Here is a 25,242-nt window from a genome sequence, read left to right as displayed (position 1 = left end):
ATGGAGGCGCATTATAGGGATCCGTTTTCGTTACACAACAACTTTCTTGATCTTTTTTTCTGTTCGCCTGTTTTTCGACCCTTTCGATGAGATCTTACTCGATCCACACTACTTTTCAGTTGCCGATGTCTCATATCTGTCGATATTTTGTCTGTAATGCGAATAATCAGTAATGTGGTAAATGACTACGAGGTTGTCGATGAGCGCAAAAACATTCCGCCGTTATAACGGTATTTCTCCCATTTTAGGAGAAAGAGTCATGGTCGATCATTCCAGCGTGGTGATTGGCAAAGTAACACTAGGCGATGATGTTGGTGTCTGGCCCCTTGTCGCCATACGCGGTGACGTTAACTACATCACTATCGGTGCTAGGAGTAATATTCAGGATGGATCCGTGCTCCATGTCACCCACTGTTCAGAGAAAAAGCCAGAAGGTAACCCGCTTATTATTGGGGAAGATGTCACTGTAGGCCATAAAGCGATGTTACATGGCTGCCAAATAGGAAATCGGGTTCTGGTAGGAATGGGATCAATACTCCTGGATGGCGCCGTTGTTGAGGATGATGTCATGATCGGCGCGGGTAGCCTGGTCCCTCCTGGAAAGCGGCTAGAGAAGGGACATCTATACCTCGGCAGCCCAGTTAAAAAAATTCGACCGCTGACTCAAGAAGAAATAGAGGGATTAATTTACTCGGCAAACAACTATGTTCGTTGGAAAGACGAATACCTTGCTCAGGACAGCGAGTAGCCCCCCTCATCATCCCATTCTTCAGCGACGATCATTTTTTCCAATTCATCCTCAAGATCCCATCGATATTCCCTGAACAGCGCCAGCCACTGTTCAGGGCTATCGCCGCCATAGCGTTGCTGGAGCTGTACTGCGCTCACTAGACATTCCTGCTGAAAGCCATTCACTAAAACGGGAAAGCGGATAGCCATTACCTTATCATCCCAGCTTTCACGATCTGGGAATTGGATCGCCTGATTCACTTCGCAAGATCCTGCTTGAGTAAACCGATCACGGGTTCCACATCAGGCATCACGCCATGCCAAAGCTTAAACGCATGGGCCGCTTGCCCCACTAACATTCCCAAACCATCTGCATAGCGGATAGCACCATGCTGTACGCACCATGACAAAAAAGGTGTCAGTTGCGGCAAATAGAACATGTCATAGCAACCTGTATCCGGCGAAATGAGTTCTGGCGGTAAGTTAGGAATACTGTCGTACATCCCAGAAGATGTCGCGTTAATGATCAGATCGAATGACTGGCCATGTAAATCGTCGAGAGCAACAGCTTGAATATCTCCAATGCCACTGAAGATCTTAACTAATTCATCAGCCTTGGAAAACGTCCTGTTGGTCAGCACAACCGTACAGCCATAAGCCAGCAAAGGTTGGATAACCCCACGCGCTGCACCACCAGCCCCCACCAGCAACACACGATCCAACGGCTTTACCAGCGCCAATCGTTGCAGATCGCTAAGTAAACCAATGCCATCTGTATTATCACCAAACAGGCGCCCGTCACTCAGCCTTTTCAATGTGTTGACCGCCCCAGCAAGCGCCGCGCATTCGCTACGCTCATCAGCTTCGGCAAAGGCACGCTCTTTAAAGGGCGCCGTGACATTCGCACCACCAGCACCGCTGAGAAAATACTGACGCAGCATCTGCTCAAAATCATCCAGAGGCGCTAAAACTCGCTCGTACGTCAACGTTATCCCCGTCTGTGCAGCAAATAGCTCATGTATGCGAGGTGACTTACTATGCGCAATAGGATTACCAAAAACTGCAAAAGACATTACTTCAGACACGTTCCTCTCCAACTTGCAGCTACCCCTGGCGAATAAGTTCGCCTGTTAATACATCCCTGATTTCCGATGGGTTCATTCTTCCGCCAACATCCCCAACCAGCACAGGAAAATCATCACCAAACTGTTGAGAAACTTCCTGAGCCGTGCGGCAAGGAGGTTGACCACTTAAATTGGCGCTAGTCGACACCAGCGGTTTACCGTAACGCTGACACAGTTCTTTGACTAACGGGTGGTCGCTAACGCGCACCGCAAGTGAAGAAAATTGCCCCGTTAACCACTGCGGAGTCGTGCGTTTTGCAGGCAATACCCAAGTAACCGGACCAGGCCATGTGGAAAACATCATCGCCTTCTGCTCATCGGATAACGCGCTGTCATCAATATAAGGAGCCAGTTGGCTAAAATCTGCCGCAATCAAGATCAGTCCTTTTTGCCAAGGGCGCTGTTTTAACGCTAGCAGGCGATTAACCGCCACTTCACTATCAGGATCGCAGCCCAACCCGAATACTGCTTCAGTCGGGTACGCAATAACCTGCTGCTTATGTAATTCCCGTAAAACGGGAATCATTAGTTCATCAGAGACATCACTCATTCTTATCAACTTCTGCCGCTATCGGCTTTCCACATAATTTACTGGCACAAAATAGCTTGGTACCTTGTGCCGTTTTTTTCTCAAACAATAAGGCGTAATGGCAAGAAGGACACTCACCCGCGATCGGTTTATGGTTTAACGTAAACTGACAATCGGGATAGCGATCGCAAGAATGAAACACCTTACCGTAGCGAGACTTACGCTGTAACAGCGTGCCTTCATTACACTGTGGGCATCGAATCGCCGTTTCATCAGGACGATCGATAGTCTCGGTATGATGGCATTCAGGGTAATTTCCACAGCCGATGAACATCCCATAACGACCTTGCCTGAGTACCAATGTCGACTGACAAAGTGGGCATTGCTGCCCATCCAACACTTTGACGATATGTCCATCAGCCTGCGCTTTCAGCGGGCGAATGAATTCGCATTCTGGATACGCAGAACAGCCGAGAAACGGACCGTGCCGACCAGAACGGATAACCAGCACTGACCCACAGTCTGGACATATTTCCTGTTTTTTTTCAGCAAACAGTACGGGTTTAGCCATTCGAAATGTTATCCCTCTGGCTATTGCACATAACCGTCATTGACCTCAAAGAGTAATTCTTCCATTTGCTGATAGGCATTCTCACAGCCAGGCACATTGAAAAGCACCATGAGGATGACCCATTTCAGATCTTCCAGATCAAATTCCTGCGTTTCCAACGCCATGACGCGTTCGATGACCATCTCCCGCGTTTCAAGATTCAGAACCTGAATTTGCTCAAGGAACAATAAAAAGCCACGACATTCCGCATCAAGACGCAACACTTCATCCTGCGTATAGATCCGCATAGCCAACGGATCGTTCGCCAAATAAAGCGGAGCAGTCTGCCCTTCCTGAATATCGGCCAATTTTTCCAGCCAACTCAACGCGCTATAGATATCGTTACGATCGAATCCAGCGCGGGTGAGGTCATCAGTTAACGTATCCTGATCGACACGCATTTCAGTTTCATTGTGGATGTAGCTCTCAAACAAGTACATGAGTACGTCGAACATGGCCTGCCCTCCTTAATCGGACATAGCCGCCGGGTACTGCTGCGATCCATCCTGCTAACTCCAGCTCTAATAGCTTGGTGACTATCTCTGGCACAGGTTGGCCGGCACGTTCAGCGACAACGTCAACAGGTGTAACCTCATCTCCTACGTTAGCCAACACGTCGGCAAATGGCAATTCGCCATCCTCTTCTTCGTTAGAAATAGTTTGCCCGCTTTCCATTGGCAGCCACTGTAGCTCACTCACCAATTGCTCAAGAATATCCTTCGGATGTGTCACCAGACTGGCTCCTTGCTGGATCAACCAGTGCGTTCCTTCAGTCATAGGGTTACCGATTGGCCCTGGCAAAGCGAAAACCTCACGTCCCTGTTCTAAAGCATAACGTGCCGTGACCAGCGACCCACTGCGGATAGACGCTTCAATAACCAAAACCCCCAACCCTAATCCACTAATGATGCGATTTCTTCTGGGAAAATTAGTTGGGAAAGGCGGCATCGCGAGGGGAAATTCGGAGACCAATGCACCACCAGCGCCACAAATACGTTCGGCAAGCTTAACGTGTCGCTTGGGATAAACATTCTCCAGCCCGCTTCCCAATACGGCAATCGTTCTCCCTCCCGCATCCAAAGCAGCCCGATGAGCAATACCATCAATGCCAATAGCTAACCCACTTGTCACAGTAAGGTCATTTGCGGCAAGTTCTTGAGCAAAAAAGCCTCCCCAGCGCTCGCCGTAAGCACTGCTGCCTCGGCTACCAATAATCGATACTTGTGGCGATGCCAATAACTCAGGAGAGCCAGCTACAAAAAGCAACAGCGGAAAATCACGAATGTTGTTCAACAGAAAAGGATACAGGGCATCTTCGCACGTCACGATATGATGATTGGGATAAGACGACCAATTGAGTGTTTCTTCCAGGATCTTACGATCGTAGGAACAGAATTGTGTGATCTGATCATCAGACAGGCCTAACGTGCGCAGGCCCTCGTGATCGAACACCTTTAAATCAATAAGTTTTCTGATAATAGCCCTAGCGCGCAAGGTGCCTAGGTGCCTTACCCCCGTCATACGTAGCCAAATTTCCGTTGATAGCATCAGCGTCCCTTATTCCGCTATGTTCAGATAAGTGGTGCAATTCAGTGCTGATGCTGTCAATCGGGGCAGGAAATGTCTAGAATGAACGCTAAGACTCTCTCACTATTCAGATACAGATCTAAACATATATGGCAGTTTTGCAGGTATTACATTTCCCAGACGAGCGGCTCCGCATTACTGCGCAGCCCGTAAAAGAAGTCAATGCAGATATTCAACGTATCGTGGATGATATGTTCGATACCATGTACGAAGAAGAAGGTATTGGGCTTGCCGCAACACAGGTGGATATTCATCAGCGTATTATTGTCATTGACGTCTCTGAAGAACGAAACCAACGGCTGGTGCTGATCAATCCCGAGCTGATTGAAAAGAGCGGCGATACGGGTATCGAAGAGGGTTGCCTGTCGATCCCTGAAACGCGTGCGCTGGTTCCTCGTGCAGAGCATGTAAAAGTGCGTGCATTAGATCGCGAAGGTAAGACGTTCGAACTTGAAGCAAGCGAGCTACTTGCCATTTGTATTCAGCATGAAATGGATCATTTGGTTGGGAAACTGTTTATCGATTACCTTTCCCCGCTTAAACGCCAGCGCATTCGTCAAAAACTGGAAAAACTGGCTAAGCAGAATAGTCGAGCCCGCTAATTTTCATTCTGACAGGAAGCACCGTGTCTGATTCTTTACGCATAATCTTTGCCGGCACCCCTGACTTTGCAGCGCGTCACCTTGATGCGCTTTTATCATCAGGACATGAGGTCGTTGGCGTTTTCACCCAGCCCGATCGCCCAGCAGGCAGGGGCAACAAGCTCACCCCCAGTCCGGTAAAAGTGCTGGCAGAGCAACATAGCATCCCCGTTTTTCAGCCTAAATCTCTGCGACCTACAGAAAATCAGGCGATAGTTCAGGCGTTAAATGCCGATGTTATGGTCGTTGTCGCCTACGGCTTAATTCTGCCGCAGCCCGTATTATCCATGCCGCGCCTTGGCTGCATTAATGTCCACGGTTCCCTGTTGCCTCTCTGGCGTGGTGCGGCGCCAATTCAGCGTGCACTGTGGGCAGGGGATAGCAAAACCGGTGTGACGATCATGCAAATGGATGTGGGACTTGATACGGGCGCAATGCTGCACAAAATTTCGTGCCCCATCCTGCCTCAAGATACCAGCGCAACGTTGTACGATAAACTTGCTGAGCTGGGACCGCGTGGCTTATTGGAAACGCTAAAACAACTTGCTGATGGCAGCGCTGTCGCTGAAGCACAAAATGACGCCCTTGCCACCTACGCAGAAAAACTCAGCAAAGAAGAAGCTCGCCTAAACTGGCAATTATCTGCCGAGCAACTTGAGCGCTGTATTCGTGCTTTTAATCCTTGGCCTGTCAGCTATTTCACGGTAGATGAACAACCGGTGAAAGTCTGGAAAGCCGAAGTCATGACCACAGCACATGGCTCATTGCCCGGTACCATCCTTCAGGCAGATAAGCAGGGTATTCAGGTGGCAACAGCGGCGGGTATCTTGAATATTCAGGGATTGCAGCCGGCAGGCAAAAAAGTGATGAGTGCGCAGGATCTGCTTAACTCACGTCGTGAGTGGTTCGTTCCCGGTAATATACTGGACTAATCTATTTTTCATACCGGCGTCATGCCGGTATATCCTCTCTTTTTACGTATACGTCATCGCTAACACATGAAAAGCTCATACAATCTACGCAGTATTGCCGCAAAAGTGGTGGGGCAGGTTCTGGATCAGGGACAATCGCTCAGTGCCTTATTACCCGTTCATCAGCGTGAAGTCTCCGATAAAGATCGCGCACTTTTGCAAGAGCTTTGCTTTGGCGTATTACGCGTTTTACCGCAGTTGGAATGGTGTATTCAACAACTGATGGCAAAACCCCTGACGGGCAAACAACGCACACTGCATTACCTCATCATGGTCGGTATCTACCAACTGCACTACACTCGAATCCCGCCACATGCAGCTCTGGCAGAAACGGTAGAAGGTGCTGTGGCACTCAAACGACCACAGCTCAAGGGGCTGATTAATGGCGTATTGCGCCAATTCCAGCGTCAACAAGAAGAACTCATCCAGCGTGAGGCAACTCACTCATCTCACTACCTGCATCCAAGCTGGTTGCTGACGCGTCTTGAGTATGCCTATCCAAATCACTGGCAAAGTATCGTTGAGGCAAATAATCAGCGCCCTCCAATGTGGCTACGCGTGAATCGGTTACACCATACGCGGGAAGCGTACTTAAATTTACTGGCGCAAGAGGGAATCGAAGCATTTCCTCACACTGAATACCCCGATGCAATACGGTTAGCTTCTCCCTGCGCAGTCGATCAATTACCGGGATTTTCACAAGGATGGTCAACGGTGCAGGATGCTTCTGCTCAGGGTTGCGTCTATTGGCTCGATCCACAACATGGCGAGCAGATCCTCGACCTCTGCGCTGCACCCGGTGGAAAAACGACGCATATTCTAGAAGCTGCGCCAAAATCTCACGTGCTCGCCGTCGATATTGATGCGACGCGTCTAAGTCGAGTAAAAGAAAATTTACTGCGATTACAAATGCATGCAGAAGTGAAACAGGGTGATGGGCGTTACCCCGATTCGTGGTGTGAAGGGCGTATGTTTGACCGAATTCTGTTAGATGCCCCCTGTTCCGCCACTGGCGTGATTCGTCGTCATCCTGACATCAAATGGCTACGCCGGGACAGAGATATCGAAGAGTTGGTTGCTCTGCAAAAAGAAATTCTTGACGCCATTTGGCCACATCTCAAAGCAGGTGGCACGATGGTATACGCCACTTGTTCCATTCTGCCGCAAGAAAACGCTCAACAAGTTACGGATTTCCTGACTCGCCATGCCGATGCAAAACTGGTTGATACAGGGACAAGCGAAATGCCAGGCATACAGATGCTGCCTCATGCTGATGGTGGCGATGGTTTCTTTTACGCGAAGCTGGTAAAAAACTGATATTGAACCCAGTATTATCTGCAACAGGCAGCAATCAATAAACGGCATGGCTTATTATGAAAATTATCATCCTTGGAGCGGGTCAGGTCGGTGGAACACTGGCAGAAAATCTAGCAGGGGAAAATAACGACATCACTGTCGTTGATACTGATGCAAACCGGTTACGTCAGCTTCAGGATAAGTTTGATCTGCGTGTCGTTACTGGCTATGCCTCTCATCCGCGAGTGCTACGTGAAGCAGGAGCTGAAGATGCGGATATGCTGGTCGCCGTTACCAATTCAGATGAAACGAATATGGTAGCCTGTCAGATTGCTTATTCTCTTTTCAAAACACCAAACCGGATTGCGCGCATTCGTGCTGCCGAATACATTCGTGAAACAGAACAGCTTTTTTTACCCGAAGCGGTTCCCATCGATCACCTGATCTCCCCAGAGCAGTTGGTGATCGATAACATCTACAAACTAATCGAATATCCCGGAGCTCTTCAGGTTGTCAACTTTGCTGAAGGCAAAGTGAGTCTTGCTGCGGTGAATGCCTATTATGGCGGCCCATTGGTTGGTAATGCCCTCACCTCTCTCCGTGAACACATTCCCCACGTAGATACCCGCGTTGCGGCTATTTTCCGTCACGATCGTCCAATTCGCCCACAGGGTTCCACTATCATCGAAGCCGGCGACGAAGTGTTTTTTGTTGCCGCCTCCCAACATATTCGCGCAGTGATGAGCGAATTACAGCGTCTTGAGAAACCGTATAAAAGAATCATGATCGTTGGCGGGGGTAACGTCGGTGCAGGGTTAGCCCAGCGGTTAGAAAAAGACTACAGCATCAAGTTGATAGAAAGAAATGCAGATCGTGCCGCAGAGCTAGCTGAGCTTCTGCAGGATACGGTGGTATTTCACGGCGATGCTTCAGACCAGGAACTCCTTGCCGAAGAACATATTGAGCAGATTGATGTATTCATCGCCATTACCAATGATGACGAAGCGAATATTATGTCAGCGATGCTGGCCAAACGTATGGGTGCGAAAAAAGTAATGGTGCTTATCCAACGCCGGGCTTATGTCGATCTGGTCCAGGGTAGCGTTATTGATGTCGCTATCTCCCCACAGCAGGCAACCATTTCTGCGCTACTCAGCCATGTCCGTAAGGCAGACATCGTTAGCGTATCCTCGTTGCGCCGTGGTGTGGCCGAAGCAATTGAGGCCATCGCCCACGGTGACGAGGGCACATCGAAAGTTGTTGGAAGAATGATCGAAGATATTAAGCTTCCACCGGGTACGACTATCGGCGCAATTGTTCGTGGTGATGACGTCATTATTGCCAATGCAAATAGCAAAATAGAGCAAGGCGATCATGTCATTATGTTCTTAGCGGACAAAAAATTTGTACCTGATGTTGAACGACTATTTCAACCAAGTCCCTTCTTTTTGTAATGAAGGAAAAGATTCATCGCAAATCAATAATCTGGCAAAGATATGGCTATTGGTTAGAATTAATTCATATTTTTGGCAAGGAGAACGGATATGAGCATCATCAAAGAATTCAGAGAATTTGCCATGCGTGGCAACGTTGTCGATTTGGCGGTGGGTGTCATTATTGGTGCTGCTTTCAGCAAAATTGTCTCTTCGCTGGTCTCAGATATTATTATGCCGCCACTTGGGCTTTTGATTGGCGGGGTCGATTTTAAACAATTCAGCCTAATTCTTCGTGATGCCCAAGGCGACATTCCCGCCGTTGTCATGAACTATGGCGCTTTCATTCAAAATATTTTTGACTTTATCATCGTCGCTTTCGCTATCTTTATAGCAATCAAACTCATGAACAAGCTACGCCGCAAGCAGGAAAATTCGCCTGCCGCACCACCGAAGCCTAGTGCTGAAGAGAAACTGTTAGCTGAGATTCGCGATTTATTGAAGGGACAGCAGCCTAAGCAATAAGAATTGAGTTTTTATTAATTCTTACTTTCGCTACACAGAAAGTAGAAAGGCCAGAGGTAAATAATCACTTGATTGCTTACCGCTGGCCTCCCAACTACCTTTCTTCACATGTTTTTCTTTTCTACGATAACTTCCTTTCCCTTTTTCATTCACTTCAATACGTTGGCGAAATAATGGGTCATGTAACAGTGCCTCAATGGCGTTGTCCTGAATTTTCCCACGCTTATGACGATATGTGGTCATCATTACTCCTAAGAAAGTTGGGTCAATAATCTGTATATGTATCAATAAATCAGGCGAAGTATATAGCCGAAATGGAAAGATGAGAATAGCAATCCGGAGAATTATTCTGGCAGCTAGAACTTTTCATTGAGCTGTGTTTTGTATTCCTGATGTAGAAAATCAGTATTGATCCCTTTTTGCTGCAAGCTCATTTCCAACATACGCAAGCGTCGAGAGGCTTTCTCGTATTCAGGCGAATCGCGGGATATCGTTTCAAGAAAGTTGGTTAGCTGTAAAGCAGCTTTTCTTTCTTGAAGTTCTACAGGTAAATATCCAGCATTCTTGAGCAACCGATAGGCTGTTCTTAGCTCCTGTGGTATTCCGCTATCATCATCAAGAACCAAAGGGCTGCCGGAACCTGAGAGATTATCAAAAGCACCATCTTTCTGAGCCTTGCTAATATGTTTTTCAACTAACTCATCAATCAACCACATGGCAATCTCTTACCTGTTCTCATTAATGGAGCTTAGTTTATTCCAGATGTAAAAAAACCGGGTTTCCCCGGTTTTTTTATGCTCTTACAGATTACTCTGCAGTAGCAACTTCTTCTGTCTGAGAAACTGAGCGATCAACGAGCTCGATGTATGCCATCGGCGCATTGTCACCAGCACGGAAGCCACACTTCAGAATACGAGTGTAACCACCAGCACGACTCGCGAAACGCGGGCCCAGTTCATTAAACAGTTTTGCCACGATCTCGTTATCACGAGTACGGGCGAATGCCAGACGACGATTAGCAACGCTGTCGGTCTTGGCAAGAGTAATCAGCGGTTCAACAACGCGACGCAGCTCTTTCGCTTTCGGCAGGGTCGTCTTGATGATTTCATGACGAACCAAAGAACTAGCCATGTTACGGAACATAGCCTGACGATGGCTGCTGTTACGGTTCAGTTGACGACCACTCTTACGATGGCGCATGACCTTATCCTTCTCAGTAAAACCTTAACCTGTGATCTGGTTACTCATCAGCAATGCTTGCCGGTGGCCAGTTTTCCAAGCGCATGCCCAGAGACAGACCACGGGAAGCCAGTACGTCTTTAATCTCAGTAAGAGATTTTTTACCCAGGTTAGGCGTTTTAAGCAACTCAACCTCGGTACGCTGTACCAGATCACCGATGTAGTGGATAGCTTCTGCCTTAAGGCAGTTAGCAGAGCGGACAGTCAATTCCAGATCGTCAACAGGGCGCAGCAGGATCGGATCGAATTCTGGTTTCTCTTCTTTAACTTCTGGCTGACGAACATCACGTAAGTCAACAAAAGCTTCAAGTTGTTCAGCCAGAATGGTAGCCGCACGGCGGATCGCCTCTTCAGGATCGATCGTGCCATTGGTTTCCATTTCGATGACTAGCTTGTCCAAGTCAGTACGCTGTTCTACACGAGCCGCTTCAACATTGTAGGCAATACGCTCTACAGGGCTGTAGCAAGCATCAACTAACAGACGACCAATCGGGCGCTCATCTTCTTCCGTATGAATACGGGCAGATGCCGGCACATAACCACGACCACGTTGAACTTTGATACGCATGCTAATAGACGCGTTCTCATCGGTCAGATGGCAAATTAAGTGCTGCGGCTTGACGATTTCGACATCACCATCATGGATGATATCGGCTGCAGTCACAGGGCCAATGCCAGATTTATTCAGGGTAAGAATAACTTCATCTTTGCCTTGAACTCTCACCGCCAGCCCTTTCAGGTTGAGCAGGATTTCCAGGATATCTTCCTGTACGCCTTCTTTGGTGCTGTACTCATGCAGTACACCATCAATCTCAACCTCGGTCACCGCGCAACCTGGCATGGATGAAAGCAGAATACGGCGCAGTGCGTTGCCAAGAGTATGGCCGAAGCCCCGCTCTAATGGCTCAAGGGTCACCTTGGCGTGCGTCGAACTCACTTGCTCGATATCAACCAGGCGCGGTTTTAGAAACTCTGTCACAGAACCCTGCATTGTGTCCTCTCTTTGGTACTAAGCTTTACTTGGAGTAAAGCTCGACGATCAGGTGTTCATTAATGTCCGCAGACAGATCGGTACGTTCAGGAATACGCTTGAACACACCTTCCATCTTGGCAGCATCAACTTCCAGCCAAGTTGGCTTTTCACGCTGTTCAGCCAGCTCCAGAGCGGCTTTCACGCGAGATTGCTTTTTCGCTTTCTCACGGATGCTGACTACGTCATTCGGGGATACCTGATAAGAAGCGATGCTAACAACGCGACCGTTTACCATGATAGCTTTGTGGCTTACCATCTGACGTGCTTCAGCACGAGTGGCACCAAAACCCATACGATAAACAACGTTATCCAGACGACCTTCCAGCAGTTGCAGCAGGTTTGCACCTGTGTTGCCTTTCAGACGTGCAGCTTCTTTATAATAGTTACGGAACTGACGCTCCAGAACACCGTAGATACGGCGAACTTTTTGTTTTTCACGCAACTGTACACCATAGTCAGACAGACGCGGTTTACGCGCACCGTGCTGGCCAGGAGCTTGTTCAATTTTACACTTGGAATCGATCGCACGAACACCAGACTTCAGGAACAGGTCGGTGCCTTCACGACGGCTCAGCTTGAGCTTAGGACCCAAATATCTTGCCATTTTCTTTCTCCAACAATCCTAAAAGCGGCGTTATACGCGGCGCTTTTTCGGCGGACGACAACCGTTATGAGGGATCGGAGTCACATCAGTAATATTAGTGATGCGGAAACCAGCCGCGTTCAATGCGCGGATAGTAGACTCACGGCCCGGACCAGGTCCTTTAACCATAACTTCCAGGTTCTTAATACCGTACTCTTTCACGGCCTCTGCGCAACGTTCAGCAGCTACCTGAGCAGCGAACGGCGTAGATTTACGAGAACCACGGAAGCCGGAACCACCGGCAGTTGCCCAACCCAGCGCATTACCCTGACGATCAGTAATGGTTACGATGGTGTTGTTGAAAGAAGCATGGATATGAGCCACACCGTCAGAGACTTGCTTTCTTACACGCTTACGTGCACGAATAGGTGCCTTTGCCATTATTCAATCACCCCGATTATTTCTTGATCGGTTTGCGCGGACCCTTACGGGTACGGGCGTTAGTCTTGGTACGCTGACCGCGAACCGGCAGACCACGACGATGACGCAAACCACGATAAGTACCAAGGTCCATAAGACGCTTGATGCTCAGGGTAACTTCACGACGCAGATCACCTTCTACAACAAACTTGGCAACTTCGTCACGCAGCTTATCGATTTGCTCTTCAGACAGCTCACTGATCTTAACATCTTCGGCAATTCCTGTTGCAGCACAAATAGCCTGCGAGCGGGTTTTACCGATACCGAAAATCGACGTTAACGCAATAACGGTATGTTTATGATCAGGAATGTTAATGCCTGCTATACGGGCCACTATGCACTCCTACAATTTTATACAGCAACACCATTCTGAAAAGCCCGTTTTCAGGATACTCAAATAATGTTGCAGTTACATACAAAAGATTGGCTGGCTAATCTAGCCAGCTCAATCCAACTTTGCAAGAAAAATATGCGAGATAATCAGCCTTGACGCTGTTTATGCTTCGGCTCGGCACTGCAGATCACACGAACGACACCGTTACGCTTAACAATCTTACAGTTACGACATAATTTCTTGACGGAAGCACGAACTTTCATTTTTACTCTCCGTAACTTCTCAAGCTCACCTAATTAACGGTTATAGCCTTTCAGGTTTGCTTTCTTCAATGCAGACTCATATTGACTCGACATCATCAGAGTTTGCACTTGAGCCATAAAGTCCATGATGACGACAACAACGATCAATAAAGATGTACCCCCGAAATAGAAAGGTACTTTCATTGCGTCACGCATAAACTCCGGGATCAGGCAGATAAAAGTAATATACATCGCACCAATCAGAGTCAGGCGAGTCATCACTTTATCGATATATTTCGCCGTTTGCTCTCCCGGACGAATTCCTGGCACGAATGCACCGGACTTCTTCAGGTTATCTGCTGTTTCACGCGGGTTGAAAACCAACGCAGTGTAGAAGAAACAGAAGAAGATGATTGCAGACGCATAGAGTAACACATAAAGCGGTTGTCCGGGCTGCAAATACAGCGAAATAGTTGTCAGCCAGTTCCAACCGGTACCGCCCCCAAACCAAGATGCAATCGTGGCAGGGAACAGAATAATACTGGAAGCGAAGATCGCGGGAATAACCCCAGCCATATTCACTTTCAGCGGTAAATGCGTACTCTGTGCTGCATAAACACGACGACCTTGTTGACGTTTTGCATAATTAACGACAATACGACGTTGACCACGCTCAATGAAAACAACGAAGAAGGTTACTGCAAACACTAAAACTGCAACCAACAGCAACAGGAGGAAGTGCAGGTCGCCTTGCCGAGCTTGCTCGATGGTATGGCCAATGGCCGGCGGTAGCCCCGCAACAATACCAGCAAAGATTATGATCGAGATACCGTTACCAATACCACGTTCCGTAATCTGTTCTCCTAGCCACATCAGGAACATAGTCCCAGTGACCAGACTCACAACAGCGGTAAAGTAGAAAGCAAAACCTGGATTTATCACTAAGTCTTGCATTCCAGGCATATTCGGCAGACCAGTAGCAATACCGATCGACTGGAATATAGCCAATACCAAGGTACCGTAACGGGTATACTGGCTGATCTTACGACGGCCAGCTTCCCCTTCTTTCTTTATTTCAGCCAACGCTGGATGAACCACCGTCAGCAACTGGATAATAATCGACGCCGAAATATACGGCATAATACCCAGAGCAAAGATAGAAGCACGGCTGAGAGCACCACCAGAGAACATGTTAAACATTTCAATGATGGTGCCTCGCTGCTGTTCAAGCAATTTGGCAAGCACAGTGGCATCAATACCAGGAATCGGAATAAAAGAGCCAATACGGAAAACAATTAGCGCACCGATAACAAACAAAAGTCTGCGCTTCAGTTCACCAACTCCGCCTTTAGCACTCTGAAAATCTAATCCTGGTTGTTTAGCCATCTGCTACTTATTCCTCAATTTTACCGCCAGCAGCTTCGATAGCAGCACGAGCACCTTTAGTGACACGCAGACCACGAATCGTTACCGGACGAGCAACTTCACCAGACAGAATCACTTTCGCGAATTCAATCTGAATGCCAATAACATTAGCGGCTTTCAGCGTATTCAGGTCAACTACGTCGCCTTCTACTTTAGCAAGATCAGACAGACGAACTTCTGATGTGATCATTGCTTTGCGAGAAGTAAAGCCAAATTTTGGCAGACGACGGTATAAAGGCATCTGACCACCTTCAAAACCACGACGTACGCCACCGCCAGAACGAGATTTCTGACCTTTGTGACCACGACCGCCAGTTTTGCCCAGGCCAGAACCGATACCACGACCTAAACGCTTCGGTGCGTGTTTAGCACCTTCGGCCGGAGACAGAGTATTTAAACGCATCTGTTACTCCTCCACTTTAACCATGTAGGAAACCGCGTTGACCATACCACGAACCGCAGGAGTATCCTCACGTTCAACAGTATGACCAATACGACGCAGACCCAGGCCAAGCAGTGTCGCCTTATGTTTCGGCAGACGACCGATTGCACTACGGGTTTGAGTGATTTTAATAGTCTTTGCCACGGTCATTACCCCAGAATTTCTTCAACGGATTTACCACGCTTGGCAGCGACCATTTCCGGGGACTTCATGTTGGCCAAACCATCAATCGTTGCACGAACCACGTTAATCGGGTTAGTGGAACCATAGGCTTTAGCCAATACGTTGTGAACCCCTGCAACTTCCAAAACGGCGCGCATTGCACCACCGGCAATAATACCGGTACCTTCGGAAGCTGGCTGCATGAACACACGAGACCCCGTGTGAGCACCTTTAACTGGGTGCTGCAGGGTGCCGTTGTTCAGCGCGACATTCATCATATTGCGACGGGCTTTTTCCATCGCTTTCTGGATCGCTGCTGGAACTTCGCGAGCTTTACCGTAACCAAAACCAACGCGGCCGTTACCATCACCCACTACAGTCAGTGCGGTGAAGCTGAAAATACGACCACCTTTAACGGTTTTAGATACGCGATTTACCGCGATCAGCTTTTCCTGCAGTTCGCCAGCTTGTTTCTCGATGTGAGCCATCTTACACCTCTACCTTAGAACTGAAGGCCAGCTTCACGGGCAGCATCTGCCAGTGCTTGGACTCGACCATGATATTGGAAACCGGAACGGTCGAAAGAGACATCTTTGATGCCTTTTTCTAACGCGCGCTCTGCAATAGCTTTACCTATTGCACTTGCTGCGTCTTTGTTACCGGTAGACTTCAGTTGTTCAGCGATAGCTTTTTCTACAGTAGAAGCGGCTACCAGGACTTCAGAACCGTTCGGTGCAATGACCTGCGCATAAATATGGCGTGGAGTACGATGTACCACCAGACGCGTCGCACCCAGTTCCTGGAGCTTGCGGCGTGCGCGGGTCGCACGACGGATACGAGCTGCTTTCTTATCCATAGTGTTACCTTACTTCTTCTTAGCCTCTTTGGTACGCACGACTTCGTCGGCGTAACGGACACCCTTGCCTTTGTAAGGCTCAGGACGACGGTAGGCGCGTAATTCCGCAGCAACCTGACCAATAACCTGCTTATCAGCACCTTTCAGTACGATTTCAGTTTGGCTTGGGCATTCTGCAGTAATACCTGCCGGCAGTGCGTGGTCTACTGGGTGTGAGAACCCAAGAGACAGGTTAACCACATTGCCTTTAACAGCAGCACGGTAACCAACACCAACCAGTTGCAGCTTCTTAGTGAAGCCTTCGGTAACACCGATAACCATTGCGTTCAACAGAGCGCGAGTGGTACCCGCCTGGGCCCATCCGTCAACGAAACCTTCGCGCGGGGCGAAAGTCAGAGCGTTGTCAGCTTGTTTCACTTCAACAGCATCGTGGATCTTACGACTCAGCTCGCCGTTTTTACCCTTAATCGAAATATCCTGACCGTTGAGTTTTACCTCTACGCCGGCAGGAATGACGACGGGTGCTTTTGCAACACGAGACATTTTTCCTCCCGATTAAGCTACGTAGCAGATAATCTCGCCACCAAGACCAGCCTGGCGAGCTGCACGATCAGTCATAACACCTTTAGAGGTAGAAACAACTGCGATACCCAAACCGGCCATAACTTTTGGCAGCTCATCTTTTCTCTTATAGATGCGCAGACCTGGACGGCTTACTCGCTGAATGCTTTCTACCACAGCTTTGCCCTGGAAATATTTAAGTTCTAATTCCAGAACTGGCTTGGTGTCGCCTTCGATTTTGAAATCTTCAATGTAACCTTCTTCCTTCAGCACGTTGGCAATTGCCACTTTCAGCTTGGAGGAAGGCATGGTGACCGCAACTTTGTTCGCGGCTTGACCGTTACGGATACGGGTCAGCATATCCGCGATCGGATCTTGCATGCTCATCTGTCTTTACTCCCGTGATTCAATTGGTGACAATTACCAGCTAGCCTTTTTCAGACCCGGAATTTCACCGCGCATAGCGGCTTCACGGACCTTGATACGGCTCAACCCGAACTTCCGCAGGAAAGCGTGCGGACGACCAGTTTGGCGGCAGCGATTACGCTGACGAGACGGGCTGGAATCACGCGGCAGAGTCTGCAGCTTAAGAACAGCATCCCAACGATCTTCGTCGGATGAGTTCACACCAGAGATGATAGCTTTCAATTCCTCGCGTTTAGCGCGGTATTTTTCAGCCAGTTTCACACGAACAACTTCGCGTGCTTTCATGGATTGCTTAGCCATTAGTAACCCTACCTTACTTGCGGAATGGGAAGTTAAAGGCGGCCAACAGCGCACGGCCTTCATCATCGGATTTCGCAGTAGTGGTAATGGTAATGTCCAAACCACGAACGCGATCGACTTTATCGTAGTCGATTTCCGGGAAGATGATCTGCTCACGCACACCCATGCTGTAGTTACCACGACCATCGAATGACTTGGCAGACAAGCCACGGAAGTCACGAATACGCGGTACAGCAATGGAAATCAGACGCTCAAGGAACTCCCACATGCGTTCGCCACGCAGAGTTACTTTACAGCCGATCGGATAGCCCTGACGGATTTTGAAGCCTGCAACAGATTTGCGTGCTTTGGTGATCAACGGTTTTTGACCGGAGATTGCTGCCAGATCAGCTGCTGCGTTATCCAGCAGTTTCTTGTCAGCGATCGCTTCACCAACACCCATATTCAGGGTGATCTTCTCGACCCGAGGGACTTGCATGACAGAATTGTAGTTAAACTCAGTCATGAGTTTTTTAACTACTTCGTCTTTGTAGTAATCATGCAGTTTCGCCATCGTACTACTCCAAATTACTTGATAGTTTCGCTATTAGATTTAAAGAAACGGACTTTTTTGCCGTCTTCGAATCTAAAGCCTACACGGTCAGCCTTACCAGTTGCCGCATTGAAGATTGCAACGTTAGAAACTTGAATTGCAGCTTCTTTTTCAACGATGCCGCCTGGTTGATTCAGAGCCGGAACCGGCTTCTGATGTTTTTTTACCAGGTTAATACCTTCAACAATGACCTTACTAGCAGACAGGACATTTTTTACTTTACCGCGCTTACCTTTATCTTTGCCGGTTAGCACGATAACTTCGTCATCACGACGGATTTTCGCTGCCATGATTCGCTCCTTAAAGTACTTCTGGTGCCAGAGAGATAATTTTCATGAACTTCTCATTACGCAGTTCACGAGTTACCGGCCCAAAAATACGCGTACCGATAGGCTGTTCGCTGTTATTGTTTAAAATAACGCAAGCATTGCCATCGAAGCGAATGACAGAACCGTCCGGGCGACGAACACCCTTCTTGGTGCGCACCACTACCGCCTTCAGAACATCGCCTTTTTTCACCTTACCGCGAGGAATTGCTTCCTTGATGGTAATTTTGATGATATCGCCGACGCCTGCGTAGCGACGGTGCGAGCCACCTAGAACCTTGATACACATTACGCGACGTGCACCGGAATTATCGGCCACATTCAGCATAGTCTGTTCTTGGATCATTTTAGTGCTCCGCTAATGTCAACTACTACTTTAGGACCCTTTCGGGCCATTAAATACCCCATAATTGAGGGCGCAGCATTATAACACCGCTTCCTTGGTATGGGTAGAAAAAATAAACGGCCCTTTGCAGAGCCGTTTATCATAAGAGAAGAGCGCTACTTTATTACAGAATCGCTTTCTCTACAACGCGAACAAGTGTCCAAGACTTAGTTTTGGACAGTGGGCGGCATTCGCGGATTTCAACCACGTCACCGATACCACATTCATTGTTCTCGTCATGTACGTGCAGCTTAGTCGTACGCTTGATGAATTTACCGTAAAGCGGGTGTTTCACAAAACGTTCGATAGCAACAACCATGGATTTCTCCATTTTGTCACTTACAACACGACCTTGCAGAGTACGGATTTTATCGGTCATTACGCACCCGCCTTCTCAGTCAGTAAAGTCTTAACACGTGCAATATTGTGACGCACTTGTTTTACCAGGTGAGTCTGTTGCAGTTGACCACTGGCAGCCTGCATACGCAGGTTAAATTGCTCACGCAGTAAGCCGAGCAGTTCAGTGTTCAGCTCTTCAACGCTCTTTTCACGCAGCTCATTTGCTTTCATTACATCACCGTCTTAGTTACAAAGGTGGTTTTGATAGGCAGTTTCGCTGCTGCCAGTTGGAATGCCTCACGGGCTAACTCTTCCGGCACACCGTCCATTTCGTACAGGACTTTACCTGGCTGAATCAAGGCAACCCAATATTCCACGTTACCTTTACCTTTACCCATACGAACTTCAAGCGGTTTCTCGGTGATCGGTTTGTCCGGGAATACACGGATCCAGATCTTACCTTGACGCTTAACAGCACGGGTCATGGCACGACGTGCAGCTTCGATTTGACGAGCAGTCAGGCGACCGCGGCCAACAGCTTTCAGACCGAAAGTGCCGAAGCTAACATCCGTACCCTGCGCCAGACCACGGTTGCGGCCCTTGTGCACCTTACGGAATTTTGTACGCTTTGGTTGTAACATCAGCGACTCTCCTTACTTGCGGCCTTTACGCTGCTGCTTTTTAGGTTGAGCAGCCGGTTTTTCCGGTTGTTCAACGGCAGCCATACCACCCAGGATCTCACCTTTGAAGATCCACACTTTCACACCGATAACACCATAAGTGGTGTGCGCTTCGGAGGTGTTGTAGTCGATATCCGCACGCAGTGTGTGCAACGGAACACGACCTTCGCGGTACCATTCGGTACGTGCGATTTCAGCGCCGCCAAGACGGCCGCTTACTTCAACTTTAATACCTTTAGCGCCCAGACGCATGGCGTTCTGTACCGCACGCTTCATAGCACGACGGAACATGACACGACGTTCCAGCTGAGAAGTGATGCTGTCAGCAACCAGTTTTGCGTCCAGTTCAGGCTTACGAACTTCTGCGATATTGATCTGTGCAGGTACGCCAGCGATATCCGCTACGACTTTGCGCAGTTTTTCAACATCTTCACCTTTTTTACCGATCACGATACCTGGGCGAGCAGTGTGAATAGTCACACGGATGCTTTTTGCAGGACGTTCGATAACGATACGAGAAACGGAAGCCTTCTCCAGTTCCTTCGTCAGGTATTTACGAACTTTAAAGTCGCTGTCCAGGTTGTCAGCGAATTCTTTGGTATTCGCATACCAGGTAGAGTTCCAAGGTTTGACAATACCCAGGCGAATACCATTAGGATGTACTTTCTGACCCATTGCTAGTCTCCAGAGTCTCAGCGATCGGACACAACCACAGTAATGTGGCTGGTACGCTTCAGGATGCGATCCGCACGACCTTTAGCACGCGGCATAATGCGCTTCATGCTTGGGCCTTCGTCTACGAAAATTTTCGCGACTTTCAGATCATCAATGTCAGCGCCATCGTTGTGTTCTGCGTTAGCAATAGCAGACTCCAGCACTTTTTTAACCAGACCAGCAGCTTTCTTGTTGGTGTAGGTCAGAACTTCCAGAGCTTGCGACACTTTCTTACCGCGAATCAGGTCTGCCACCAGGCGAACCTTTTGAGCAGAAGAACGAGCGTGGCGATGTTTAGCGATAGTTTCCATCTCTTCCTCCTACCTTAGCGCTTCTTGGCCTTTTTATCGGCCGCATGGCCGCGATAAGTACGAGTCGGCGCGAATTCACCCAGCTTGTGACCGACCATTTCATCGGAAACAAACACTGGTACGTGCTGACGACCATTATGGACAGCGATGGTCAAACCGATCATGTTTGGAAAGATCGTTGAACGACGGGACCAAGTGCGCAAAGGCTTCTTGTCACCGCTTTCCACCGCTTTCTCTACCTTCTTCAGCAAGTGCAGGTCAATAAATGGACCTTTCTTGAGAGAACGTGGCATGGTTTATCCTCTAAGATTATTTAGTACGGCGACGTACGATAAATTTATCAGTACGCTTGTTGCTGCGGGTCTTCTTACCTTTGGTCTGAACGCCCCACGGACTAACCGGGTGCTTACCAAAGTTACGACCTTCACCACCACCGTGTGGGTGGTCGACTGGGTTCATTGCCGTACCGCGAACGGTAGGACGAACACCACGCCAGCGTGCAGCACCAGCTTTACCCAGAACGCGCAGCATGTGCTCAGCGTTGCCAACTTCGCCCAGCGTAGCGCGGCAGTCGGATTCGACTTTACGCATTTCGCCAGAACGCAGACGCAGGGTAACGTAAGAACCGTCACGAGCAACGATCTGAACGTAAGCACCAGCAGAACGAGCCAATTGGCCGCCTTTACCTGGTTTCATTTCTACGTTGTGAACCGTTGAACCGACAGGGATGTTACGCATCGGCAGGGTGTTACCCGCTTTAATCGCAGCATCAACGCCAGATTGAATCTGGTCGCCGGCTTTCAGGCCTTTCGGCGCCAGGATGTAACGGCGTTCGCCGTCTTTGTACAGAACCAACGCGATATTCGCGGAACGGTTCGGATCATACTCCAGACGCTCAACAACCGCAGGAATACCATCTTTATTGCGTTTAAAGTCAATCAGACGATATTGCTGTTTGTGACCACCACCGATGTGACGGGTAGTGATGCGGCCATTGTTGTTACGGCCACCGGATTTGCTGTTCTTTTCCAGCAACGGGGCATAAGGTTTGCCCTTGTGCAGCTCAGGGTTAACCACTTTAACAACGTGGCGACGACCCGGAGATGTCGGTTTACATTTAACAACTGCCATTGTCTTTCTCCTCCGACTTACTCAGCGCCGCCGATGAAGTCCAGATTCTGGCCTTCTTTCAGGGTGACGTAAGCTTTTTTCCAGTCGCTACGACGACCAATACGCTGTCCGTGACGCTTAACTTTACCCTTAACTACCAGGGTGTTTACGTCTTTAACTTCTACTTCGAACAGTTTCTCGACAGCAGCAACGATCTCTGCTTTAGTCGCGTCTTTAGCAACTTTGAGAACGATGGTGTTAGTTTTTTCCATCGCGGTAGATGCTTTTTCAGATACGTGCGGCGCGCGCAGTACTTTCAGCAGACGTTCTTCACGGATCATGCCAGCATCTCCTCAACTTGCTTAACTGCGTCAGCAGTCATAACGACTTTGTCGAAGGCGATCAGGCTAACTGGATCGATTGCAGCTGCATCACGCACGTCAACCTTGTACAGGTTACGCGCAGCCAGGAACAGATTCTCATCCAGTTCACCGGTAATGATCAGCACGTCTTCCAGTGCCATTTCTTTCAGTTTCTGAGCCAGCAACTTAGTTTTTGGTGCTTCTACAGAGAACTTCTCGACAACGATCAGACGATCTTGACGTACCAGTTCGGACAGAATGCTTTTCAGCGCGCCACGGTACATCTTTTTGTTAACTTTCTGACTGTGGTCCTGAGGCTTAGCAGCGAAGGTCACACCACCGGAACGCCAGATCGGGCTCTTAATAGAACCAGAACGCGCACGGCCAGTGCCTTTCTGACGCCAAGGTTTTTTACCGGAACCAGTTACTTCAGCACGGGTCTTCTGGGCGCGAGTACCTTGACGGGCACCTGCTGCATAAGCAACAACAACCTGGTGTACCAGCGCTTCGTTGAAATCACGACCGAAGGTAGTTTCGGAAACAGTCAGCGCGCTTTGCGCGTCTTTCAATACTAATTCCATTGCTATCTCCTCACGCCTTCACAGCTGGTTTAACGATCAGGTCGCTACCGGTAGCTCCCGGTACAGCACCTTTAACCAGCAGCAGGTTGCGCTCAGCGTCAACACGCACTACGTCCAGGCTCTGAACAGTTACACGTTCGTTACCCAGCTGGCCTGCCATTTTCTTGCCTTTGAACACTTTGCCCGGAGTCTGGTTCTGACCGATAGAACCCGGAACGCGGTGGGACAAGGAGTTACCGTGGGTAGCATCTTGGGTACGGAAGTTCCAGCGCTTAACTGTGCCAGCAAAACCTTTACCTTTAGATGTACCAGTAACGTCTACTTTTTTAACGTCCGCGAAAATTTCGACACTGATGCTCTGACCTACAGTGAACTCTTCGCCTTCAGACAGACGGAATTCACGCAGAGTACGGCCAGCTTCTACGCCAGCTTTAGCAAAGTGACCTGCTTCTGGCTTAGTAACACGGTTTGCTTTTTTAGCACCAGTAGTTACTTGCACAGCGCGGTAACCGTCGTTAGCCAGGTCTTTAACCTGAGTGACGCGGTTTGCTTCAATTTCGATAACGGTTACGGGGATAGATACGCCATCTTCAGTGAAGATACGGGTCATGCCCACTTTTTTACCGACTAAACCAATCATTGTTTCAACCTCTCAATCGCTCAATGACCTGATTAACCCAGGCTGATCTGCACGTCTACACCAGCAGCCAGATCCAGACGCATCAGAGCATCAACGGTTTTCTCGGTTGGCTCAACGATGTCAACCAGACGCTTGTGAGTGCGAATTTCGTACTGATCGCGCGCATCTTTATTGACGTGCGGAGAAATCAGAACGGTAAAGCGCTCTTTGCGGGTCGGCAGCGGGATCGGACCACGTACTTGCGCACCAGTGCGCTTAGCAGTCTCGACGATTTCCGCAGTTGATTGATCAATCAAACGATGATCAAACGCTTTCAGGCGGATACGGATTCTTTGGTTCTGCATGAGACCAGAGCTCCAATTATTTATAAACGTAAATAATTACTCCTCACACCCATTTCGATTGATGGGGGAGTGTAATCGTTAGCACATAACCCCCATATCGGGAGTATTGTTTCGGTCAATAAACGAATATCAACCCCTGATTCTGATTGAATCAGGCTTACCTTGTTTTGGTAAGCTCGCGCATTATACGCAAATTGGCTGAGGAAGCAACAAGCAGGATGAAATGATTTTAAACGCGGCCGGAGCGATATGTCTGAGTCCGGCCGAGGTTAGGCTATAGGGCGATTTATGACGCTATGTTACTCAGCTTTTAACTGCGCTTGAAGATAGTTTTGTATACCAAGTCGTGAAATCAAATCCAACTCAGTTTCTAGCCAGTCAATGTGCCCTTCTTCATCGGCAAGAATTTCTATCATTAAATCCCTGCTGACGTAGTCATGCACCGAATCAGCATAGGCAATCGCCTCGCGCAGATTCTTTGCACCATCCAACTCAAGTTGGAGATCTGAACGTAAAATCTCTTCAACATCTTCACCAATGTTTAACTTCCCCAAATCCTGTAAATTCGGAATGCCTTCAAGAAACAGGATACGTTCAATGTAGCGATCAGCGTGCTTCATTTCGTCAATAGACTCATGATATTCGTGATCATTAAGACGGGTTAAGCCCCAGTTTTTAAACATTCGGGCATGAAGAAAATATTGGTTGATGGCTACCAGCTCGTTGCCCAATAACTTATTCAGGTGTGTAATGACTTTTTTATCGCCTTTCATGACATGTTCCTCCGCTCCAGTTCTTAAAGTGTAGAACCGGTAAGCGGAGAGTCAAAAAAACGACCCTACATTTTATGCTACTTCATACATGTCAGGAATTTTAGCTTGCTCTTCCTCGAAAATGACACGCGCCTGACGAATGCATTTACCACAGTCTGTCCCAATAGGAACGAGTTTGCGTAGTTGCTGCATAGATTGAGGCTGGTGCTGACGAACAGCATTACGGATAGTTTTGTCAGAAATTGCGTTGCACAAACAAACATACATACCAGAATGACTCATCGTTATCGCGAGTGTCTTTCACGCTACCTTTCGGAACACTGCAACGGTATTTGAAACCGCTCCTAGCGATTTTTTAACCAATTGGCTCATTGTAAATAAGAATTGTTTTTATTTCAATTTGCATATTATCGTTCAGATGTAAAAAATCGCCGCATGCGATTTTCAATATTGCTTACGACGATACGACAGACAGGTGGTAGCTCTGAATCTCTGCCATAAAAAAAGGCACCGAAGTGCCTTTTTCATGCATTAAGTTTATCAGCGATTAAGCGATA

Annotated in this window: 44 protein-coding genes; 6 read left to right on the top strand and 38 right to left on the bottom strand. The window is 48.4% G+C overall.

Annotated elements, in window-relative coordinates:
• The first annotated feature begins 199 nt into the window (after window positions 1–199).
• On the top strand, window positions 200–748 hold the full coding sequence (locus H0247_RS18550) for a gamma carbonic anhydrase family protein (protein ID WP_180743849.1): 549 nt from the start codon (window positions 200–202) through the stop codon (window positions 746–748).
• Here H0247_RS18550 and H0247_RS18545 read toward each other — a convergent pair.
• The 6 genes from H0247_RS18545 to dprA are packed head-to-tail and all read right to left on the bottom strand — an operon-like array spanning window position 733 to window position 4,540.
• Complete coding sequence (locus H0247_RS18545; RefSeq protein ID WP_180743848.1) at window positions 733–990, bottom strand: DUF1488 domain-containing protein; 258 nt, start codon at window positions 988–990, stop codon at window positions 733–735. The genes H0247_RS18550 and H0247_RS18545 overlap by 16 nt on opposite strands.
• A complete protein-coding gene (gene aroE / locus H0247_RS18540; RefSeq protein ID WP_180743847.1) occupies window positions 987–1,814 on the bottom strand; it encodes a shikimate dehydrogenase in 828 nt (275 codons plus the stop codon). Before aroE ends, H0247_RS18545 begins: the two co-directional genes overlap by 4 nt.
• A 19-nt stretch (window positions 1,815–1,833) precedes the next feature.
• Entirely contained in the window at window positions 1,834–2,403 is a 570-nt protein-coding gene (gene tsaC / locus H0247_RS18535; RefSeq protein WP_180743846.1) for an L-threonylcarbamoyladenylate synthase type 1 TsaC, read from the bottom strand.
• Window positions 2,396–2,953: a topoisomerase DNA-binding C4 zinc finger domain-containing protein gene (locus H0247_RS18530; protein WP_180743845.1), complete on the bottom strand. Its 558-nt coding sequence runs from the start codon at window positions 2,951–2,953 to the stop codon at window positions 2,396–2,398. Before H0247_RS18530 ends, tsaC begins: the two co-directional genes overlap by 8 nt.
• A gap of 20 nt (window positions 2,954–2,973) precedes the next feature.
• The gene (smg, locus tag H0247_RS18525; protein WP_180743844.1) at window positions 2,974–3,447 is read right to left on the bottom strand and encodes a DUF494 family protein Smg; all 474 of its coding nucleotides are present in this window, start codon (window positions 3,445–3,447) and stop codon (window positions 2,974–2,976) included.
• The gene (gene dprA / locus H0247_RS18520; RefSeq protein ID WP_180743843.1) at window positions 3,419–4,540 is read right to left on the bottom strand and encodes a DNA-protecting protein DprA; all 1,122 of its coding nucleotides are present in this window, start codon (window positions 4,538–4,540) and stop codon (window positions 3,419–3,421) included. The genes smg and dprA overlap by 29 nt, the downstream gene beginning before the upstream one ends.
• Window positions 4,541–4,668: 128 nt before the next feature.
• Between dprA and def the strand changes: the two genes are divergently transcribed.
• From def to mscL, 5 genes are all read left to right on the top strand, one after another.
• Window positions 4,669–5,181 carry a peptide deformylase gene (def, locus tag H0247_RS18515; protein ID WP_180743842.1) on the top strand — a complete coding sequence of 171 codons (513 nt, stop codon included), beginning with the start codon at window positions 4,669–4,671 and terminating at the stop codon, window positions 5,179–5,181.
• Window positions 5,182–5,204: 23 nt separating this feature from the next.
• The gene (gene fmt / locus H0247_RS18510; RefSeq protein WP_180743841.1) at window positions 5,205–6,152 is read left to right on the top strand and encodes a methionyl-tRNA formyltransferase; all 948 of its coding nucleotides are present in this window, start codon (window positions 5,205–5,207) and stop codon (window positions 6,150–6,152) included.
• A gap of 66 nt (window positions 6,153–6,218) precedes the next feature.
• Complete coding sequence (gene rsmB / locus H0247_RS18505) at window positions 6,219–7,508, top strand: 16S rRNA (cytosine(967)-C(5))-methyltransferase RsmB (protein WP_180743840.1); 1,290 nt, start codon at window positions 6,219–6,221, stop codon at window positions 7,506–7,508.
• 56 nt (window positions 7,509–7,564) lie between these two features.
• Entirely contained in the window at window positions 7,565–8,941 is a 1,377-nt protein-coding gene (trkA, locus tag H0247_RS18500; protein ID WP_180743839.1) for a Trk system potassium transporter TrkA, read from the top strand.
• Between the two features lie 90 nt (window positions 8,942–9,031).
• Complete coding sequence (gene mscL, locus H0247_RS18495; RefSeq protein WP_180743838.1) at window positions 9,032–9,445, top strand: large-conductance mechanosensitive channel protein MscL; 414 nt, start codon at window positions 9,032–9,034, stop codon at window positions 9,443–9,445.
• 30 nt (window positions 9,446–9,475) lie between these two features.
• Here mscL and H0247_RS18490 read toward each other — a convergent pair whose 3' ends face one another.
• From H0247_RS18490 to bfd, 32 genes are all read right to left on the bottom strand, one after another.
• Complete coding sequence (locus H0247_RS18490) at window positions 9,476–9,688, bottom strand: alternative ribosome-rescue factor A (RefSeq protein WP_180743850.1); 213 nt, start codon at window positions 9,686–9,688, stop codon at window positions 9,476–9,478.
• A 113-nt stretch (window positions 9,689–9,801) separates the two neighbouring features.
• Window positions 9,802–10,161, bottom strand: coding sequence for a DUF1992 domain-containing protein (locus H0247_RS18485; protein ID WP_180743837.1), 360 nt, complete (start codon window positions 10,159–10,161; stop codon window positions 9,802–9,804).
• 91 nt (window positions 10,162–10,252) lie between these two features.
• Window positions 10,253–10,645, bottom strand: coding sequence for a 50S ribosomal protein L17 (gene rplQ, locus H0247_RS18480; protein ID WP_005970246.1), 393 nt, complete (start codon window positions 10,643–10,645; stop codon window positions 10,253–10,255).
• A gap of 40 nt (window positions 10,646–10,685) precedes the next feature.
• A complete protein-coding gene (gene rpoA / locus H0247_RS18475; RefSeq protein WP_005970247.1) occupies window positions 10,686–11,675 on the bottom strand; it encodes a DNA-directed RNA polymerase subunit alpha in 990 nt (329 codons plus the stop codon).
• A gap of 25 nt (window positions 11,676–11,700) precedes the next feature.
• Window positions 11,701–12,321, bottom strand: a complete 621-nt coding sequence (rpsD, locus tag H0247_RS18470; RefSeq protein WP_010286047.1) for a 30S ribosomal protein S4 — start codon at window positions 12,319–12,321, stop codon at window positions 11,701–11,703.
• 30 nt (window positions 12,322–12,351) lie between these two features.
• Window positions 12,352–12,741 (bottom strand): 30S ribosomal protein S11, encoded by a 390-nt coding sequence (rpsK, locus tag H0247_RS18465; protein WP_002919257.1) that lies wholly within the window; start codon window positions 12,739–12,741, stop codon window positions 12,352–12,354.
• 16 nt (window positions 12,742–12,757) lie between these two features.
• The gene (gene rpsM, locus H0247_RS18460; protein WP_010286058.1) at window positions 12,758–13,114 is read right to left on the bottom strand and encodes a 30S ribosomal protein S13; all 357 of its coding nucleotides are present in this window, start codon (window positions 13,112–13,114) and stop codon (window positions 12,758–12,760) included.
• A gap of 146 nt (window positions 13,115–13,260) precedes the next feature.
• Window positions 13,261–13,377, bottom strand: coding sequence for a 50S ribosomal protein L36 (gene rpmJ, locus H0247_RS18455; protein WP_002227352.1), 117 nt, complete (start codon window positions 13,375–13,377; stop codon window positions 13,261–13,263).
• Window positions 13,378–13,410: 33 nt separating this feature from the next.
• On the bottom strand, window positions 13,411–14,742 hold the full coding sequence (gene secY, locus H0247_RS18450) for a preprotein translocase subunit SecY (RefSeq protein WP_005970255.1): 1,332 nt from the start codon (window positions 14,740–14,742) through the stop codon (window positions 13,411–13,413).
• A gap of 7 nt (window positions 14,743–14,749) precedes the next feature.
• A complete protein-coding gene (gene rplO / locus H0247_RS18445) occupies window positions 14,750–15,184 on the bottom strand; it encodes a 50S ribosomal protein L15 (protein ID WP_015841922.1) in 435 nt (144 codons plus the stop codon).
• Window positions 15,185–15,187: 3 nt separating this feature from the next.
• On the bottom strand, window positions 15,188–15,367 hold the full coding sequence (gene rpmD, locus H0247_RS18440) for a 50S ribosomal protein L30 (protein ID WP_004846568.1): 180 nt from the start codon (window positions 15,365–15,367) through the stop codon (window positions 15,188–15,190).
• Window positions 15,368–15,372: 5 nt separating this feature from the next.
• Window positions 15,373–15,873, bottom strand: coding sequence for a 30S ribosomal protein S5 (gene rpsE, locus H0247_RS18435; RefSeq protein ID WP_005970257.1), 501 nt, complete (start codon window positions 15,871–15,873; stop codon window positions 15,373–15,375).
• A gap of 14 nt (window positions 15,874–15,887) precedes the next feature.
• Window positions 15,888–16,241 (bottom strand): 50S ribosomal protein L18, encoded by a 354-nt coding sequence (rplR, locus tag H0247_RS18430; protein ID WP_010286111.1) that lies wholly within the window; start codon window positions 16,239–16,241, stop codon window positions 15,888–15,890.
• A 9-nt stretch (window positions 16,242–16,250) separates the two neighbouring features.
• Entirely contained in the window at window positions 16,251–16,784 is a 534-nt protein-coding gene (gene rplF, locus H0247_RS18425; RefSeq protein ID WP_015841923.1) for a 50S ribosomal protein L6, read from the bottom strand.
• Between the two features lie 12 nt (window positions 16,785–16,796).
• On the bottom strand, window positions 16,797–17,189 hold the full coding sequence (gene rpsH / locus H0247_RS18420; protein WP_005970261.1) for a 30S ribosomal protein S8: 393 nt from the start codon (window positions 17,187–17,189) through the stop codon (window positions 16,797–16,799).
• A 33-nt stretch (window positions 17,190–17,222) separates the two neighbouring features.
• The gene (gene rpsN, locus H0247_RS18415; RefSeq protein WP_010286114.1) at window positions 17,223–17,528 is read right to left on the bottom strand and encodes a 30S ribosomal protein S14; all 306 of its coding nucleotides are present in this window, start codon (window positions 17,526–17,528) and stop codon (window positions 17,223–17,225) included.
• A 13-nt stretch (window positions 17,529–17,541) separates the two neighbouring features.
• The gene (rplE, locus tag H0247_RS18410) at window positions 17,542–18,081 is read right to left on the bottom strand and encodes a 50S ribosomal protein L5 (RefSeq protein WP_005970265.1); all 540 of its coding nucleotides are present in this window, start codon (window positions 18,079–18,081) and stop codon (window positions 17,542–17,544) included.
• Window positions 18,082–18,095: 14 nt separating this feature from the next.
• On the bottom strand, window positions 18,096–18,410 hold the full coding sequence (gene rplX, locus H0247_RS18405; protein ID WP_015841924.1) for a 50S ribosomal protein L24: 315 nt from the start codon (window positions 18,408–18,410) through the stop codon (window positions 18,096–18,098).
• Window positions 18,411–18,420: 10 nt separating this feature from the next.
• Window positions 18,421–18,792 carry a 50S ribosomal protein L14 gene (rplN, locus tag H0247_RS18400; protein ID WP_000613954.1) on the bottom strand — a complete coding sequence of 124 codons (372 nt, stop codon included), beginning with the start codon at window positions 18,790–18,792 and terminating at the stop codon, window positions 18,421–18,423.
• Between the two features lie 163 nt (window positions 18,793–18,955).
• Window positions 18,956–19,210 (bottom strand): 30S ribosomal protein S17, encoded by a 255-nt coding sequence (gene rpsQ / locus H0247_RS18395; RefSeq protein ID WP_011095505.1) that lies wholly within the window; start codon window positions 19,208–19,210, stop codon window positions 18,956–18,958.
• Window positions 19,210–19,401 (bottom strand): 50S ribosomal protein L29, encoded by a 192-nt coding sequence (gene rpmC / locus H0247_RS18390; RefSeq protein WP_005970272.1) that lies wholly within the window; start codon window positions 19,399–19,401, stop codon window positions 19,210–19,212. Before rpmC ends, rpsQ begins: the two co-directional genes overlap by 1 nt.
• A complete protein-coding gene (gene rplP / locus H0247_RS18385) occupies window positions 19,401–19,811 on the bottom strand; it encodes a 50S ribosomal protein L16 (RefSeq protein WP_005970273.1) in 411 nt (136 codons plus the stop codon). Before rplP ends, rpmC begins: the two co-directional genes overlap by 1 nt.
• A gap of 12 nt (window positions 19,812–19,823) precedes the next feature.
• A complete protein-coding gene (rpsC, locus tag H0247_RS18380) occupies window positions 19,824–20,525 on the bottom strand; it encodes a 30S ribosomal protein S3 (protein WP_005970274.1) in 702 nt (233 codons plus the stop codon).
• Between the two features lie 17 nt (window positions 20,526–20,542).
• A complete protein-coding gene (rplV, locus tag H0247_RS18375) occupies window positions 20,543–20,875 on the bottom strand; it encodes a 50S ribosomal protein L22 (RefSeq protein WP_180743836.1) in 333 nt (110 codons plus the stop codon).
• A gap of 14 nt (window positions 20,876–20,889) precedes the next feature.
• A complete protein-coding gene (rpsS, locus tag H0247_RS18370) occupies window positions 20,890–21,168 on the bottom strand; it encodes a 30S ribosomal protein S19 (protein ID WP_004929772.1) in 279 nt (92 codons plus the stop codon).
• A 16-nt stretch (window positions 21,169–21,184) separates the two neighbouring features.
• The gene (gene rplB / locus H0247_RS18365) at window positions 21,185–22,006 is read right to left on the bottom strand and encodes a 50S ribosomal protein L2 (RefSeq protein ID WP_010286179.1); all 822 of its coding nucleotides are present in this window, start codon (window positions 22,004–22,006) and stop codon (window positions 21,185–21,187) included.
• A 17-nt stretch (window positions 22,007–22,023) separates the two neighbouring features.
• The gene (gene rplW, locus H0247_RS18360) at window positions 22,024–22,326 is read right to left on the bottom strand and encodes a 50S ribosomal protein L23 (protein WP_005970277.1); all 303 of its coding nucleotides are present in this window, start codon (window positions 22,324–22,326) and stop codon (window positions 22,024–22,026) included.
• Window positions 22,323–22,928, bottom strand: a complete 606-nt coding sequence (gene rplD / locus H0247_RS18355; RefSeq protein WP_015841926.1) for a 50S ribosomal protein L4 — start codon at window positions 22,926–22,928, stop codon at window positions 22,323–22,325. Before rplD ends, rplW begins: the two co-directional genes overlap by 4 nt.
• 10 nt (window positions 22,929–22,938) lie before the next feature.
• Window positions 22,939–23,568, bottom strand: coding sequence for a 50S ribosomal protein L3 (gene rplC / locus H0247_RS18350; protein ID WP_010304941.1), 630 nt, complete (start codon window positions 23,566–23,568; stop codon window positions 22,939–22,941).
• Between the two features lie 32 nt (window positions 23,569–23,600).
• Window positions 23,601–23,912 carry a 30S ribosomal protein S10 gene (gene rpsJ / locus H0247_RS18345; protein WP_001181005.1) on the bottom strand — a complete coding sequence of 104 codons (312 nt, stop codon included), beginning with the start codon at window positions 23,910–23,912 and terminating at the stop codon, window positions 23,601–23,603.
• Between the two features lie 299 nt (window positions 23,913–24,211).
• Window positions 24,212–24,685, bottom strand: a complete 474-nt coding sequence (bfr, locus tag H0247_RS18340) for a bacterioferritin (RefSeq protein WP_010286186.1) — start codon at window positions 24,683–24,685, stop codon at window positions 24,212–24,214.
• A 72-nt stretch (window positions 24,686–24,757) separates the two neighbouring features.
• Window positions 24,758–24,952 carry a bacterioferritin-associated ferredoxin gene (gene bfd / locus H0247_RS18335; RefSeq protein WP_039349749.1) on the bottom strand — a complete coding sequence of 65 codons (195 nt, stop codon included), beginning with the start codon at window positions 24,950–24,952 and terminating at the stop codon, window positions 24,758–24,760.
• Window positions 24,953–25,242 lie beyond the last annotated feature (290 nt).

The organism is Pectobacterium sp. CFBP8739 (assembly GCF_013449375.1).
Taxonomy (GTDB): domain Bacteria; phylum Pseudomonadota; class Gammaproteobacteria; order Enterobacterales; family Enterobacteriaceae; genus Pectobacterium.
This window is presented reverse-complemented; position numbering and strand designations above follow the sequence as displayed.